Below are 14,613 nucleotides of genomic sequence, written 5' to 3'. Positions count from 1 at the left end.
AAAGTCGCTCACGATCCGCTAGTTCCCTTTTGATTGAATGGTACTAATCGTATGTGTTTGACTGGCTTTTTCATAGAACAGCACTCTTTTCTTACGAAGGAATGACAAGAAAAGATTCAGCATGAAGATAAACTGTGCAAATGCAACACCCAACACAATAAAAATCCCGCTTACCTGTAATACACCTGTCGTATGGTCAGTGATATGTTGGATCGTCTGACTAAGCCAAGCTAACCCATAAAATAAAAAGTAAAGATACCCATAACGGATAAACAGTGCTTTAAAAGAAAGTCGTTTTCCGTTATCCGAAACCACACGAATGCGTACGATTTTTTTACCTAAAGTGAGACCGTTTGTTACATATGGTATGACCATGAAATAAAGCAAGACTTCTAAAAATACCCACCAACTACTTGAAGTGATATCACCTATTTTCAAAGACAATTGAAGAGTCACAGCAATCAGTACGGATAAAACCGATAAGAAAGCCCAATCAATGAAATAGGCAACTAATCGTCTCGTTAGAGAAACTGTTTTCCCTTTTTCGTATGACACTTCATCCATTCTTGCTCTCGTAGGCAACATGAAGGTAAAGATTGGTGTCATAATGTACCCTAACGTTCCTCCGATCGTATTCGTCAATAAGTCATTGACATCAAATAGCCGATAAGGTCGAGGATAAATAAAATACAACCCACTTAACTGTGTCAATTCAAAAAATAAGGAAAGACAAAAACTTGCAATGATGGTTTTCACAAAAGATAATCGAAAATAATATCTTAAATAGATCCCGAAAGGTAATAAAAGCAAAACATTAAATACCGGTTCTAAAAAAACGCTTTGTCGCATCGCTGGTAAATACGTACTTGGATCAGATAAAACCAAGACGGTATTCTCTCGGAAATGGACCCATGATGCAAATAAATGTAATTCCATTTTAGGTCCGGTCATTTGAGCAACGGCTTCTTTTGAAGGCAACGGTAAAATAATCAAAAAATAAGCACATAACAAATAAAAAACAAACGAATATAAGATAACCGCTCTCGAAAAAATAAACGTTCCATACTTTCGATATTCATAAATGAAAAAAACCGAAGAAATCGCTAATGCCAAAAATGGAAAAACAATAAGTGCAAAGCGAATCGGTTCAATATAACTAGCCATAAACATCCCCCTTTTTCATCTTAACTAACGGTTTCATCTTATCAGTACTCTTGTAAACTATGCAAGTTATGGGGTAATTATTTTTAAATTTATATTAATTGAAGTATCATTAACAAAAGGAGGCGATTAGCGTGCTTAATATTTATTTTGTGTTTGGCGTACCCGCTTTTTTATTGATTCTCTATCTCATTTTTGCGTATATACGTAAAAAAACGACCATCCGCTATCTTGGATTTATCTTGTTAATTATTGCTAGTTTCATGCTCGTGTTTAACTTACAGACATGGCAACAAGCACTACTTGAAATGGAGCAAGCTTCCTCTCGATCTTTATCAGATCAATTAGGTTATCCGGTCTACTTGATTTGGATTCCCATTACTGTTGCTGGTTTTCTCGTCTTATTAAACCTTTTTCGTGCTTGGCGCCGACTAAAACAGTTAAGAAAAAAAACAGGATAAAAACGTGCATTCTCTTGTAGCTGGTTGGTCAAGTTAGCATTGCTTAACTTGACACGCTACAACAGAATGCACGTTTAACTATCATTTATATGTTAAACTACAGGATATTTATTTTTCAAATATAAATAAACAGGGATTCCGACTAATGTCAAAGCGATTCCGCTAAATGCTAAAAGTGTTTGTGTCAGTAACGTACTAACCACGATAAAAGCACCACCAAGAATGGCGATTAGCGGAATGATTGGGTATAGCGGAACTTTATAAGGCCTTTCAAGTTTTGGAGCTGTTTTTCTCAATATAATTACACCTACAAATACCATCGTATAAAAAATCCAAATCACAAAAACAAGCATATCCGTCAGCATATCAAATCCACCGACCATCATCATACCGATCGCAATCACTAGTTCCAAAACACCAGCAACCACTGGAATCTTCGTTCGATCGTTCAATTTTCCTAAGTGGTGACTGAAAGGTAACCGTTTTTCTTGGGCCATCACATAGGGCAGGCGCATCCCAGTAAGTGTATAGCCATTGATTGTTCCATAGACTGAAATCAAAATCCCGACAGTTACAAGTTTCCCACCTACGCCACCAAAAATCATGGTGGCCACTTCGCTAGCAGCATTACTGTTGCCACTGATTCCTCCAATCGAAGCTGTTTTTAAAAAGACGGTATTAACGAATAAATAAACAACCATAATCCCGATGATTCCTATAGAAATGGCTTTCGGTAAATCTTTTGCCGGTTTTTTTAATTCTCCTGCAATGTTTCCAACGTGAATCCAACCATCATAAGCAAACATTGTCGCTAACAAGCCCGCACCTAATGCTGAAAACAATGGCAGATCTTTTCCTGCTTCTATGGGAAACAGCTGAAACTCTACTCCACCACTGCGAAATAAGCCAAACAAGACGATGACTGCCAGTGGGATCAATTTACAGATTAAGGTAATGGATTGAAAAGTTCCACCAACTTTTGATCCTAAAAAATTGATCAGCATGATCGTCACAGCGGCTATAATAGCGATGGGGACAATCCATTGCTGTTCTAAGGCAAATAAGTTCACAAATTGTGTCCCAAAGATGATTGATAGTGCCGCTACATTTGCAGGAAAGTAAATCACAACTTGTGCCCAACCTAACAAAAAAGCAGCCGTTTGACCATAGGTTCGTTCGATATATTTGACCATACCACCTGTTTCGGGGATCGCTGCGGCAAGTTCTGCACCAGTTAAACCTGCACAGACGGAGATGATACCTCCCAAAAACCAAGAAAGCATATGTAAACTAACTGATCCTGTAACTTCTGCGACACTCGCTGCTTTAAAGAATACTCCCGCTCCAATCACTGTTCCCATCACAGTCGATAAAGCAGTAAAAAAGCCCATTGTTCGCTTTAGTTCGACTTTGTTTTTTTCAACCGATACTTGGTTACGTTCCATCGCTTATCCTCCCTTTATCGTAAACTCCCCACCACTCGATCGGAAGTTTACGATAAACTATAGTAATTAGACTGTTGCTGTCAATTTCTCTTGCAACTTGGTCAACATATCTTGAGTCATTTTATCTAGGTCGTAACGTGGTTGAAAGCCCCACTCTTTTTGCGCACAACTAATATCTAATGAATTTGGCCAAGAGTCTGCGATCGATTGTCGCACTGGATCAACTGCATAGTCCATTTCAAAATCAGGAAACACTTTTTTGATTGACGCTTTGATTTCTTCTGGTTCAAAAGACATCGCAGAGATATTGAATGCATTGCGATGAACTAAATTTTTAGGATCAGCATTCATCAACTGAACAATCGCCTCAATGGCATCTGGCATGTACATCATGTCCATAGCTGTACCACGATCAATAAAGCACGTGTATTTTCCTTCTTTGATAGCTGAATAATAAATATCCACTGCATAGTCCGTTGTCCCACCACCAGGTAAAGTTTTATAAGAAATCAATCCTGGGAAGCGTACACCTCGTGTATCTACGCCATACTTTGTATAATAGTAGTCACACAAAAGCTCGCCTGCGACTTTTGTCACGCCATACATTGTTGTTGGTCGTTGGAGTGTATCTTGAGGAGTCTCATCTTTTGGTGTATTAGGTCCAAAAGCGCCGATTGAACTTGGCGTGAAGAATTTTAACTTAAATTCTCTTGCGACTTCCAGCGCATTGACTAACCCAACCATATTGAGGTCCCAAGCGAACTTTGGTTTTGCTTCAGCGACAGCTGATAAAAGCGCTGCCAAATGAATCAAAGTATCTACTTGATATTTTTCGACTAACGCTCGCATTTTTTCGTAATCCATGACGTCTAAAATTTCAAATAGTTCACCATCTTCTAGCTTTTCAGGCATACGAATATCCGTTGCGACAACATTTTCATTACCCAGATCTTCCCTTAAACGTAAAACTAATTCCGATCCGATTTGTCCAAGGCAGCCAGTAACTAATACTTTTTTCATACAAACACTCCTTTTTAGTTCATTTTCACTATCTATTAAAAATAAATGCTACCTACATTCCATCGACCATTCCTCGACGATCAAAATATAAAAAAAGGTAATTTTTTGATTTTCACAGAAATACAACCGAAACGCTCTATCCTGTGATCGTCTTTCTCTTAGATTTCAGGCGAGATCGTTTCTACTAAATCAAATGATGCCCATTTCATTTCCGACTTTTTGGTAAATCGCTACAGCATGATCGAGCATTTCTTTTGTATGAGCTGCAGTTGGCATATTACGAACACGACCTGTTCCCAATGGTACGGTTGGATAAACGATTGGTTTCACATATAGTCCATTTTCAATCAACTTTTTAGAAAATTGTTGTGTTAGACTCTCATCGCCAAGTATCACTGGAGTGATTGGTGTTTCCGACACGCCGATGTCATACCCGATTTTTTTCAGTTCTTCTTTGAAATAAATGGCATTTTCCCAAACTTTTTCGACTAATTCTGGATGATCTTGCATCAGTTGAATCGATGCTAGAGCAGCGCCAGCAGCACCTGGTGTAAGTGATGTTGAAAACAAGAAAGGACGTCCTCGTGATTTTAACCAGTCGATCAACGATTTAGATCCTGCGACATAGCCACCAACGACACCGATTGCTTTAGACAATGTACCCATTTGCATGTCAATTTTCTGTTGGAGACCAAAATGCTTCACTGTGCCGGCTCCTTTTCCCATCACTCCAGAACCATGGGCATCATCCACATAAGTAATCAACCCGTATTTTTCGGCAATCGGGATCATATCGGGTAAATTAGCTACATCGCCATCCATTGAAAAAACACCGTCTGTGATATACATGATTTTGTTATATTTCCCACTATTTACCGCTTCTTTTGCTTTTTCTTCTAGATCGTTCATATCTTGATGCTTAACACGAATGATTTTGGCACCAGAAAGGCGACATCCATCGATGATCGAAGCATGATTCAATTCATCTGATAAGATCGCATCCTCCTTAGTCATAATGGCTGAAATAGCTCCCATATTACAATTGAAGCCTGATTGAAAAGCAATCGCTGCTTCTGTCCCTTTAAATTCTGCAATTTTATTCTCTAATTCTTGATGGATACGTAATGTGCCATTAATTGTTCGGACAGCACCTGCGCCGACACCATAGCGATTTGTTGCGTCGATACACGCTTGTTTCAGCTCCACTCGATCAGCAAACCCCAAATAATTATTCGATGCTAGATTGATCAAATTTTTCCCTGCTACCTCAATGATCGCACCATTTGCACCTTCAAGGATATCAATCGTGTTGTATAGTCCTTTTTCCTTCAATAAAGCCAGTTCCTGTTCTAAATAAGTTGACAATACTTCAGAAGACATGTCTCCACCCCCATTTTTCTAACCTTCAAGGTTGAGGAACGAATATGCAGCCTTTCGTTCCTGTTTATAAGTATACCTTTTCTGATAGCGCTTACACAAATTATGAGAGTTATTTAACTGAGTATTTTCTTACATAACAAAACAATCGGTACTCCACTAACGAAATATTTTTTTACTTATTTTAGTAACTATCGTTATTTTTAAGAGGATCACATCTAGCTAATATCAACCCTTAACTTAATCAACTTCCCAATAAATATTCCATATATTCTGAATTTTCCGCCATTAGTTAGCCTTGTTTTTTGTTATGAAATAAAAAAACGAATATTCTATTTGTATATTAAATTCTTTTAATGTTTGCTTCTCTAGCTATATATTACTTGGTCCAAGGCGCTTACCTGTAGCTATTTTAAGGAGTCTTTCTCCCAACACAAAAAACGTTCCCTATGGTCATCAGTTACTACTCATGACCACAAGAAGAGACTGAGACAAACCTTGCCTCAGTCTCTTCTGGTCTCTCTAAAAACGGATAAACGGCGTTCAAGAAGCAACTCCTCAACAATAAGCGATGATTTTCTAAAATATGAGGAGCTATTTTAAAAAATCCTCTCTTATTCGCTCGGAGCTAAACGCTTCTTTCACAGCCTCTTGCTAAACGGTGTTCAAAGAGCTGACCTTCGGCGATAAGTCAAAAAATCTCAAAACATGGGGAGCTGTTTCGAGATTTTCATCCTTAATGCTCATGCGATTACTCGTCGCAGTTTTTACTTGGTGAGCGCTCAGGTCAAAACACTCTTTTCACGACCTCTTGTTCACGGTGAGACAAAAGTAGCATCTTCGGAAAATTTGCCGAAATTTACCAAAAATTTGAGAAGCACCAAGTAGGTAACAATCAACATCAAAAACGAGTTTTTGTGTTTCTTGTCAAATTTCGGAAATTCCTTCTTATTTCTTGATGCTAAACACTTTTGTCTCAACCTCCTGTTGCCAACCAGCTTTCGGGAGTAAAATCAGGATCTCCTACTGACCATTCATTGAAGAATTCATCAATAAATTCCCGCATAAAGGCTTCTCGTCGTTTTGCTTCCTTTATACCATATGGGGTGTTCATCCTATCTGGTAATAAGAACAATTTTTCGTAAAAATGATTGATCACAGTAGACCCTTTGCGATAATCTTTTTTATTTTGATAACTGATTGGGTGCCGACTTTCATCAAAAATGGGATGGCCATGTCCACCACCAAAATAAGCCGTACGCAAAATACCAATTGCTCCTAAGGCTTCAAGACGATCTGCATCTTGAACAATTTTTCCTTCAATAGGTAATGCCATTTTTTCACCTGACAACCCTTTTGAAAAAGACAGGTTTTCAATAATCAAAAAGATTGATTCAATGGTTGCATCTGATAGCTCTAAACGTTGCAAAAATTGATGTAACTCTGCTTTTGCTTTCGTTTCATCGGCTACTACTTTATCATCGATCGTATCATGCAAATAAGCAGAAGCAAGGGTAATCAATGGATCAGCTTGCGGTTCAGTTGCTAAAATTTTCTCTGCTAATTTAACGACTCTTACCGTATGATCAATCCCGTGTCCAGTTTGATCCATTGCTAATTGCTTGAAACTGTAATCAGCAATTTCCTGCAGTTTCTCCATTTATTTTCCTTCTTTCTCGCTACTGAATTCAGCTACTTGATAGACCGAAAAATAGATTTTTTTCATGTAATCGATCAAATACTGCGGATTTAGCGCCTCACCGGTTGCATCCTGAATCAATTGCGTTGGTTTTCTAGATGCACCATATTGATGGATCTTTTCTTTCATCCATTCTTTGATTGGTCGATAATCATCGGATGCTAGCACTTCATCGATCGAAAGCTCTTTTTCTAATGCGTGAAGCAGTTGCGCAGCATACATATATCCTAAAGCATAAGATGGGAAGTAACCAAAACTAGCTCCTGACCAGTGGACATCTTGCAAGATTCCTTCTAAATCATTCGCAGGTCGTATTCCTAGATATTCCTCATACTTTTGATTCCAAATAGTTGGTAATTGAGCCACGTCCACGCCCTCATTGAAAATCATTTTCTCAATTTCATAACGAATAATGATATGCAATGGATACGTTAAACTATCTGCTTCAATTCGGATCAAGCTTGCTTGGGTTTGTTTCAGCGAGCGATAAAAGTCAGTAAATGAAATATCATCGAATGTTCCTTCTGCACATTGTTGGAAAAATGGATATTGTTTTTCCCAGAAACTTCGATTGCTACCAATGATGATCTCATTGAACAGTGATTGAGATTCGTGGATTCCCATCGAAGTACCTTGGTAAATCGGAGTATAAGCAAATTTTTCGTCAATATCTTGCTCATACATTCCATGACCAGCTTCATGGATCACGCCAAAGACTGCCATTTTAAAGTCATGTTCATTCCAACGAGTCGTAATACGTGCATCATTATGATTGATCCCGATCATAAAAGGGTGGATTGTGTCATCTAAACGTCCTCTTGAGAAATCATAACCTAACTGTTCAATCACGCCTGTGACAAACCTTTTTTGTTGGGCTTTAGTCATTTTTCGAGAAAGAAAAGAGGTATCTGGTTCATGACCTTTTTCTGCTAAGGTTTTTCTAATTTCCATGATCCCTTCTTTTACTTGTTGGAAAACACGATCTAAGATTTCAACAGACATCCCTGGTTCATATTGGTTGAGTAACACATCATAATCTGTTGCTTCGTCTTTTTTCCAATAGGGGATCAACTGTTTTGTTAACTCAATATTTTTAGTCAATGCTTCTTGAAAATCCGCAAAATTTTTCGTTTCACGAGATTGCTGCCATTGCACCTGTGCGGTAGAAGTTGCTGCTGTCAATGCAGTCATCAATTCTTCAGGAACTTTATATTCAAGTTCATAGTCTTCTTTGACCTTCTCGAACACGATTTTTCCCGTTTCAGATAATTCATTGGGATGTTCAGAAAAATATTGGATGGCTTCTTTGATCTTAGGTCCAATTTTCTTTGAGAAATAAAGACTATAAAGATAACTATTGACTTCACTACGATCCTCACTCGCTTTTTCTGGCATACCTGTTTGGATATCCCAATCTAAAATTCCCAAGGTTTGTTGCAAGAGATTGATTTCTTTTAGTTCTTTCATCAATTCTTTTTCATTCATCATTTATTCCTCCATCCATCCCATATAATTTTAAATCGTTTTGTCTTTTCTTGGTGGCCGCGTTCCCCAGTATTGGAAGAGATCAGTCCGTAAAGCTCCGTTATACAGTTTACGTTTTTTAGTAGCTTTTTGCCCATAATACTCTTCAAAAGTAAGGTCACTTGTCAAAATGTATTTACTCCATGTCTTTAATGGACGGAAAACATCGCCCATTTCTTCATACAAGCGACGAACCGTTTCTTCTTCACCTAAACGCTCTCCATAAGGCGGATTCGCGACGATTACGCCGTATTCTTTATCCGTTTTGAAATCTTTGACTGCTTGTTGTTTAAACGTGATTGAAGAGCCTAAGCCAATTTCTTCCGCATTCGCTTTAGCAATTTCGATCATCCGCCCATTGATATCAGAACCTGTGATATCGAGTTCAATATCATAGTCTGCTTGCTCTTCTGCCAATGCTCGAACATTTTCCATAACATCTTTACTAAACCAATCCCATGATTCACAAGCAAATTCACGATTAAATCCTGGTGCAATGTTGTGTCCAATCAAGGCAGCTTCGATGCAGATCGTACCAGAACCACACACTGGATCATAAAACGGACGATCTTTTCGCCAATTTGTCAACATCACTAAAGCGGCTGCCATGTTTTCTTTCAACGGTGCGCCACCTTTTTCCAAACGATATCCCCGTTTGAACAAACTAGGACCAGTTGTGTCTAGTGTGATCATGACATGATCTTTTAGTAAAGCGACTTCTAATTGAAAATGTGCGCCTGTCTCCGTTAATGGAACAGATGCCGGACGGTGATAATACTTACGCAATCGTTCAACGATCGCTTTTTTAGTGATCGCCTGACAATCAGGTGTACTATAAAGCTTAGACTTGATTGATTTTCCTGCAACCGGAAATTCAGCATCTAAAGGTAGAAAGTCTTCCCAAGGTAATGCTTTAACTTTCTCAAATAGTTCATCAAAGGTAAACGCATCAAATTCCCCAACAACGATCTTTACCCTGTCAGCTGTTCGTAACCATAAATTTGCTGTAGCGATCGTTTCCATCGTTCCTTTGAAACGTGCCCGTCCATTTTCAACTTGACAATCTATGCCTAAGTCACGTAGTTCTTTTCCAACAAGGGCTTCTAACCCACTTGCAGCCGTTGCCACAAGATTAAATTCTCTAGTCGTATCCATACTTATCTCCTTATAAGAAAAGCTGAACGTGGTCGTCCAGCTTTTTGTAAAATCAAACCGAAAAATGAATCAGTATTTTTTTCATACTTGTCTCTAAATTACCATTCTTCACTCGTTCATTTTTGTGTTCCTGAACAAACAAGTCATTTATTGAATGGTATAAATCAGTGGTGACACTCTAATGTTAAAAAAAACCTTCACAACATGGTTGGAAGGTATTCCCTGTTATATTGCGGTTTTCTGTAAGCCATGTTCTGTACACTACTTTTCCAGGGAGAAAAAGCAATGTGGTAACCATCTATCTGCAGTTAACCTGCCTTTTTGTCTCGTTCTTAATTCCCAACAAAAAGCGCCCCTACCATTGTTTGGGTTGCTCGCTCGAGGGGTTTACCGCGTTCCACCGAATAAGTTTCCCTATCCGCTTCGTCACTGTGGCACTTTCAAGGATACTTAAGCATAGTTAAAAACCTTAGCTTGTTTTCCTGCCGTTACTCTAATAGAGCACCTTAGCTTATTGTTTCGCTAAGCACGAACACTACAGGCATCACAGCCTGTGCGAGCATGGACTTTCCTCAGCCTGATCATGTCAGACCGCGATTACCCAAAAACCGCAATGTATCATCAATCTTAGAATTGACGTGTCTTTTCGTTATCATCGTCACTTGCATTTGTGTAGTTGTTTGGGTTAGGTTGGGAAACATTCACTGTTGATGATTGTTGATCCAATTTTTTTCCAAATACTTCACGTTCAAGATTTGACAAACGTTTCAAGATATCGAAATTTGTGACTGCTGCACTTTTCGGTGTTTCAACTTGTTGAACACGCGTTTGTGCTGCTCCTTGTGTTTTTGATAATTGTGCTACTTTGGCACTTAATTTATCATTTTCTTCTTGTAAAGCAAGGAGTTTTTTGCTGTAAGTTTCATAATCTTTGATGATATTGTCTAAGAATTCATCCACTTCGATGGGATCATAGCCACGCATCTTTGTTTTGAATTCTTGTTGTAAAATGTCTTTAGGACTATAAACCAATTCCGCCATATTTACACCTCTAGTTTTCATTTACATAATAACAGTTTCTACCTATATCATTGTATCGGAAATAACTTGATAAATCAAACACTATCTGAATTATTCACTGAAATTTTGTAAATCATCCATACTGACTAGCCGAATTTCATAAGAATGATCCTGTTGATAGGTTTGCGCCTCTTTCAGAAAATACTGGGTTTTCCCTGGAAACTCAGTATCATAAATTAATAGACAGCCATCGGTATGGTCAAGTAAAAAACGCGTGTGGTTTCTTAATTGGCTAGGTGATTGATAGGCTTGATGGCTAACTGCTTCAACGTAGTCTGCTAACTGTTCTGCCATTCTTAACTTTTCTTGATTATTCTCATTCCAATTATTTCCAAACTCTTTGAATGGGTAGATGATCCCCAACTTTAACTCAGGGTATTCCTGCTTTAATTCAGCAACTACTTCCGTGACCCATGTTTCTATACCCAAGTTTCCACTAGTAAGAACCCATTCAAGTCCTTCTTCGACTAATTGCTGTATCTCTTTTTTTAAGACTTTTTTAATAACCGTTATTTTAGGGTCATTTTCCTTAAAAACCCCAAGTTCAAAACTTCGATAACCGGAAATATACATCACTTTTAATCGGTCCATTTGAGTTTCCTTTTCTTTCTTGATTCTTTTTTGCTATAATGTTGGCTAGGAGTGTGATTAAAATGGTTTTACGCTATCCAAACGGCCAACCCTATCATAAGAATGCCTCTTTAAAGGAAAAAGTTCAAGAAAAAAGAGAATCAGCCATTGAATTTGGCAATCGAGGGATGCGTTTTGAAGAAGCAATTAACGAAAGTAACCAGTATTACTTAGCGCACCAAGTAGCTGTTATCCATAAAAAACCAACCCCCATTCAAATTGTTAAAGTAGATTATCCTCGACGTAGCGCCGCTGTTATTAAGGAAGCTTATTTCTCACAGGCCTCCACAACAGATTATAACGGTGTATATCGAGGTTTCTATTTGGATTTTGAAGCGAAAGAAACAAAGAATAAGACATCTTTTCCCTTCAAAAATTTCCATGCGCATCAAATTGACCATATGGAAGCTTGTCTAAAGCAACAAGGAATTTGTTTTGTCCTATTATGGTTTTCTACGTTGAAGCGTTGCTTTTATTTAGATAGTACTTATCTGATCGATTATTGGCATGCGCAAAAGAATCAGGGGAAAAAGTCGCTTCCGCTTTCATTGATCGAAAAAATAGGGATCGAGATCCAAACAGGTTTTTCGCCACGTATCCCTTATCTAAAAGCGGTAGATCAATACTTATCAACATTAACTATCGAAGGAGATCGCAAGAATGGCAAATGAGCAAACAAGAACTTCCAGACGAAACAGTCCCTCTTCTTCTAAAAAGACGAGTCAAACAAGAAATAAAACTTCTGGCAAAGGTTCCGGGCATAAGAAGCGTGGGCTTTTCATCCGTATCATCTTGATTTTATTTTCTTTGATTTGTATCGCTTTCCTAGCCGGTGTCGGATTATTTTGGTTTTATGCAAAAGATGCTCCAAAATTAACGGACACTGCATTAGATGCGACTGTTTCTTCTAAACTTTACACACAAAATGGCGAATTATTTGAAGATTTAGGAGCAGAAAAAAGAGAAAAGATTACCGCAAACGAATTGCCGAAAACGTTAGAAAACGCCATCGTTTCTGTTGAAGATCGTCGTTTCTATAAACATATCGGGATCGACCCAGTTCGGATCGTCGGCTCTGCACTTTCTAACTTTACTTCTGGAGGACTTCAAGGTGGTAGTACATTGACCCAACAATTGATTAAGCTCTCCTACTTCTCTACCAACGCTTCAGATCAAACCTTGAAACGAAAAGCACAAGAAGCTTGGTTAGCTGTAAAATTAGAACAACAAAAATCAAAACAAGAAATATTGACTTACTATGTGAACAAAGTCTATATGTCCAACGGATTATACGGAATGGAAACGGCAGCAGAAAATTATTTTGGTAAAAGATTACCAGAACTTTCATTACCACAGACTGCTTTGTTAGCTGGAATGCCACAAGCGCCTTCTGCCTATGACCCATACCAATATCCAGAACAAGCAAAAAAACGGCGAGATACTGTTTTATATACCATGTTACAAAACAAGAAAATCTCTCAATCAGAATATGATGCTGCAGTGAATACACCAATCGATGATGGTCTTCAAGAGATGAAAAAAGAAGATGATAATTCAAAAATCGTTGATAATTATGTCAAAGAAGTCATCAATGAAGTTCAAGAAAAAACGGATAAAAATGTATTTACTGATGGATTGGATATCTATACTAACTTAGATCTAGACGCACAAAAACATCTTTATGATATTGTCAACACTGATGACTATGTCAACTATCCTGATGATGAAATGCAAGTTGCTTCTACGTTGATCGATGTCAATACTGGTCAAGTAAAAGCGCAAATTGGCGGTCGCCATATTGCAGAAGATGTCACACTAGGTATGAACTTAGCTGTTAATACTTCTCGTGACTTCGGTTCGACGATGAAACCAGTCACAGATTATGGCCCAGCTTTTGAATATCTAAAATATTCTACAGGAAAAACGATCAGTGATGCTCCTTATAACTATGAAGGAACCTCAACACCAGTAGGCAACTGGGATAACCGTTTTATGGGGACGATCACCTTAAGACAAGCCTTGTATCTTTCCAGGAACGTTCCAGCTGTCAAATTGTTCAATGAAGTCGGCGCAGATAAAGTCAGCACCTTTTTAAAAGATCTTGGAATTGAATATAGTACGATCCATCAATCAAATGCGATTTCAAGTAACACAGAAAAACAAGACGGCACAAAATATGGCGCTTCTTCCTTGAAAATGGCGGCTGCCTATGCTGCTTTCGCTAACGGAGGAACGTATTATAAACCACAATATGTCAATAAGATCGTCTTCCAAGACGGCACAGAAGAAACGTTCGATCCCGATGGTAATACAGCTATGTCTCCAGAAACAGCCTATATGGTCACAGATATTTTAAAAGATACATTAACAAAAGGAACTGGGACGAATGCGTTGATTCCTGGATTATACCAAGCTGGGAAAACCGGGACTTCCAACTATACGGATGATGAGTACGCAAAATTAGGAACTTCTAGCGGTGTGTATCCTGATATTTTATTTGCTGGTTATACACCAAACTACGCCATCTCAGTATGGACCGGTTATAACAACAAAATGACTCCTGTCACCTCTGCTTCGTCTCATGTTGCTTCTGATGTTTATCGAGAATTAATGAAATATGTATCATCCAGCGTCACAAATAGCGATTGGCAAATGCCTAGCGGACTGGTAAGATCTGGCGGTGAATTATACTTTACCGATCAACTCAAGAAAACACCAAGTACGACGATCCCTTCAACAACGGTGCCATCTTCATCAGTGACACTGGTACCTGAAAGTTCGACACCGGTATCTTCTTCGTCGGAATCGACAGAAACTTCAACAACTGAGTCATCTGCCGAATCATCGACATCGTTAGATAGTTCAAGTGAAAAAAATGATTCAAGTAGTTCAGCTGAAACGCCAGAAAATAGCAGCAGTAGTCAAAGCTCTTCATCTTCGGCAACTCCTGAGTCATCCACGACACCACCAGCGCAAACACCTCCGGAGAACAATGCACAGTCCGGACAGTCCTCTAGTCGTTCAACGTCTTCTGGCACATAACAAAAAAGGAAGTTGAGAA

The 14,613-nt window shown here is 38.5% G+C and carries 12 protein-coding genes and 1 other RNA gene; 3 read left to right on the top strand and 10 right to left on the bottom strand.

The window, feature by feature from the left end; genetic code table 11:
• Positions 1 to 18 precede the first annotated feature (18 nt).
• The gene (locus tag IGK21_RS06305; protein ID WP_161652374.1) at positions 19 to 1,164 is read right to left on the bottom strand and encodes a VanZ family protein; all 1,146 of its coding nucleotides are present in this window, start codon (positions 1,162 to 1,164) and stop codon (positions 19 to 21) included.
• Between the two features lie 131 nt (positions 1,165 to 1,295).
• On the opposite strand from IGK21_RS06305, the gene IGK21_RS06300 reads away from it, so the two are divergent.
• Positions 1,296 to 1,622, top strand: a complete 327-nt coding sequence (locus tag IGK21_RS06300) for a hypothetical protein (protein WP_034697837.1) — start codon at positions 1,296 to 1,298, stop codon at positions 1,620 to 1,622.
• Positions 1,623 to 1,714: 92 nt separating this feature from the next.
• Here the strand turns inward: IGK21_RS06300 and IGK21_RS06295 are convergent, their stop codons facing one another.
• The 9 genes from IGK21_RS06295 to IGK21_RS06255 all read right to left on the bottom strand — a co-directional run bounded on the left by IGK21_RS06295 (position 1,715) and on the right by IGK21_RS06255 (position 11,513).
• A complete protein-coding gene (locus IGK21_RS06295; protein WP_088745157.1) occupies positions 1,715 to 3,067 on the bottom strand; it encodes an APC family permease in 1,353 nt (450 codons plus the stop codon).
• 66 nt (positions 3,068 to 3,133) lie between these two features.
• The gene (locus tag IGK21_RS06290) at positions 3,134 to 4,087 is read right to left on the bottom strand and encodes an L-threonine 3-dehydrogenase (RefSeq protein WP_034697831.1); all 954 of its coding nucleotides are present in this window, start codon (positions 4,085 to 4,087) and stop codon (positions 3,134 to 3,136) included.
• 189 nt (positions 4,088 to 4,276) lie between these two features.
• Positions 4,277 to 5,467: a glycine C-acetyltransferase gene (locus IGK21_RS06285; protein WP_034697827.1), complete on the bottom strand. Its 1,191-nt coding sequence runs from the start codon at positions 5,465 to 5,467 to the stop codon at positions 4,277 to 4,279.
• Between the two features lie 973 nt (positions 5,468 to 6,440).
• Positions 6,441 to 7,124, bottom strand: coding sequence for an HD domain-containing protein (locus IGK21_RS06280; RefSeq protein WP_181914961.1), 684 nt, complete (start codon positions 7,122 to 7,124; stop codon positions 6,441 to 6,443).
• The gene (locus IGK21_RS06275; RefSeq protein ID WP_053766067.1) at positions 7,125 to 8,648 is read right to left on the bottom strand and encodes a carboxypeptidase M32; all 1,524 of its coding nucleotides are present in this window, start codon (positions 8,646 to 8,648) and stop codon (positions 7,125 to 7,127) included.
• 30 nt (positions 8,649 to 8,678) lie between these two features.
• Positions 8,679 to 9,842, bottom strand: a complete 1,164-nt coding sequence (locus tag IGK21_RS06270; RefSeq protein ID WP_010737516.1) for a THUMP domain-containing class I SAM-dependent RNA methyltransferase — start codon at positions 9,840 to 9,842, stop codon at positions 8,679 to 8,681.
• 238 nt (positions 9,843 to 10,080) lie between these two features.
• Positions 10,081 to 10,451, bottom strand: an RNA gene (gene rnpB, locus IGK21_RS06265) — RNase P RNA component class B.
• An 18-nt stretch (positions 10,452 to 10,469) separates the two neighbouring features.
• Positions 10,470 to 10,883 (bottom strand): cell division regulator GpsB, encoded by a 414-nt coding sequence (gpsB, locus tag IGK21_RS06260; protein WP_010719243.1) that lies wholly within the window; start codon positions 10,881 to 10,883, stop codon positions 10,470 to 10,472.
• 90 nt (positions 10,884 to 10,973) lie between these two features.
• Entirely contained in the window at positions 10,974 to 11,513 is a 540-nt protein-coding gene (locus IGK21_RS06255) for a DUF1273 domain-containing protein (RefSeq protein ID WP_034697818.1), read from the bottom strand.
• A gap of 62 nt (positions 11,514 to 11,575) precedes the next feature.
• Between IGK21_RS06255 and recU the strand changes: the two genes are divergently transcribed.
• Together recU and IGK21_RS06245 are read left to right on the top strand one after the other, a co-directional pair.
• On the top strand, positions 11,576 to 12,223 hold the full coding sequence (gene recU / locus IGK21_RS06250; RefSeq protein WP_034697815.1) for a Holliday junction resolvase RecU: 648 nt from the start codon (positions 11,576 to 11,578) through the stop codon (positions 12,221 to 12,223).
• Complete coding sequence (locus IGK21_RS06245; RefSeq protein ID WP_034697812.1) at positions 12,213 to 14,594, top strand: PBP1A family penicillin-binding protein; 2,382 nt, start codon at positions 12,213 to 12,215, stop codon at positions 14,592 to 14,594. Before recU ends, IGK21_RS06245 begins: the two co-directional genes overlap by 11 nt.
• The last annotated feature ends 19 nt before the right edge of the window (positions 14,595 to 14,613 follow it).

The sequence above is a fragment of the Enterococcus sp. DIV1421a genome (assembly GCF_051711025.1).
Lineage (GTDB): Bacteria > Bacillota > Bacilli > Lactobacillales > Enterococcaceae > Enterococcus_B > Enterococcus_B hirae.
The sequence above is the reverse complement of the archived record's forward strand: the minus strand, read 5'-3'. Positions and strand labels throughout refer to the sequence as shown.

What these genes read in the sequence shown, in the direction of transcription:
- recU (WP_034697815.1), top strand. Translation starts at nt 11,576, where the DNA reads ATGGTTTTACGCTATCCAAACGGCCAACCCTATCATAAGAATGCCTCT.
- IGK21_RS06275 (WP_053766067.1), bottom strand. Translation starts at nt 8,648, where the DNA reads ATGAATGAAAAAGAATTGATGAAAGAACTAAAAGAAATCAATCTCTTG.
- IGK21_RS06285 (WP_034697827.1), bottom strand. Translation starts at nt 5,467, where the DNA reads ATGTCTTCTGAAGTATTGTCAACTTATTTAGAACAGGAACTGGCTTTA.
- IGK21_RS06245 (WP_034697812.1), top strand. Translation starts at nt 12,213, where the DNA reads ATGGCAAATGAGCAAACAAGAACTTCCAGACGAAACAGTCCCTCTTCT.
- IGK21_RS06305 (WP_161652374.1), bottom strand. Translation starts at nt 1,164, where the DNA reads ATGGCTAGTTATATTGAACCGATTCGCTTTGCACTTATTGTTTTTCCA.
- IGK21_RS06255 (WP_034697818.1), bottom strand. Translation starts at nt 11,513, where the DNA reads ATGGACCGATTAAAAGTGATGTATATTTCCGGTTATCGAAGTTTTGAA.
- IGK21_RS06295 (WP_088745157.1), bottom strand. Translation starts at nt 3,067, where the DNA reads ATGGAACGTAACCAAGTATCGGTTGAAAAAAACAAAGTCGAACTAAAG.
- IGK21_RS06290 (WP_034697831.1), bottom strand. Translation starts at nt 4,087, where the DNA reads ATGAAAAAAGTATTAGTTACTGGCTGCCTTGGACAAATCGGATCGGAA.
- gpsB (WP_010719243.1), bottom strand. Translation starts at nt 10,883, where the DNA reads ATGGCGGAATTGGTTTATAGTCCTAAAGACATTTTACAACAAGAATTC.
- IGK21_RS06270 (WP_010737516.1), bottom strand. Translation starts at nt 9,842, where the DNA reads ATGGATACGACTAGAGAATTTAATCTTGTGGCAACGGCTGCAAGTGGG.
- IGK21_RS06280 (WP_181914961.1), bottom strand. Translation starts at nt 7,124, where the DNA reads ATGGAGAAACTGCAGGAAATTGCTGATTACAGTTTCAAGCAATTAGCA.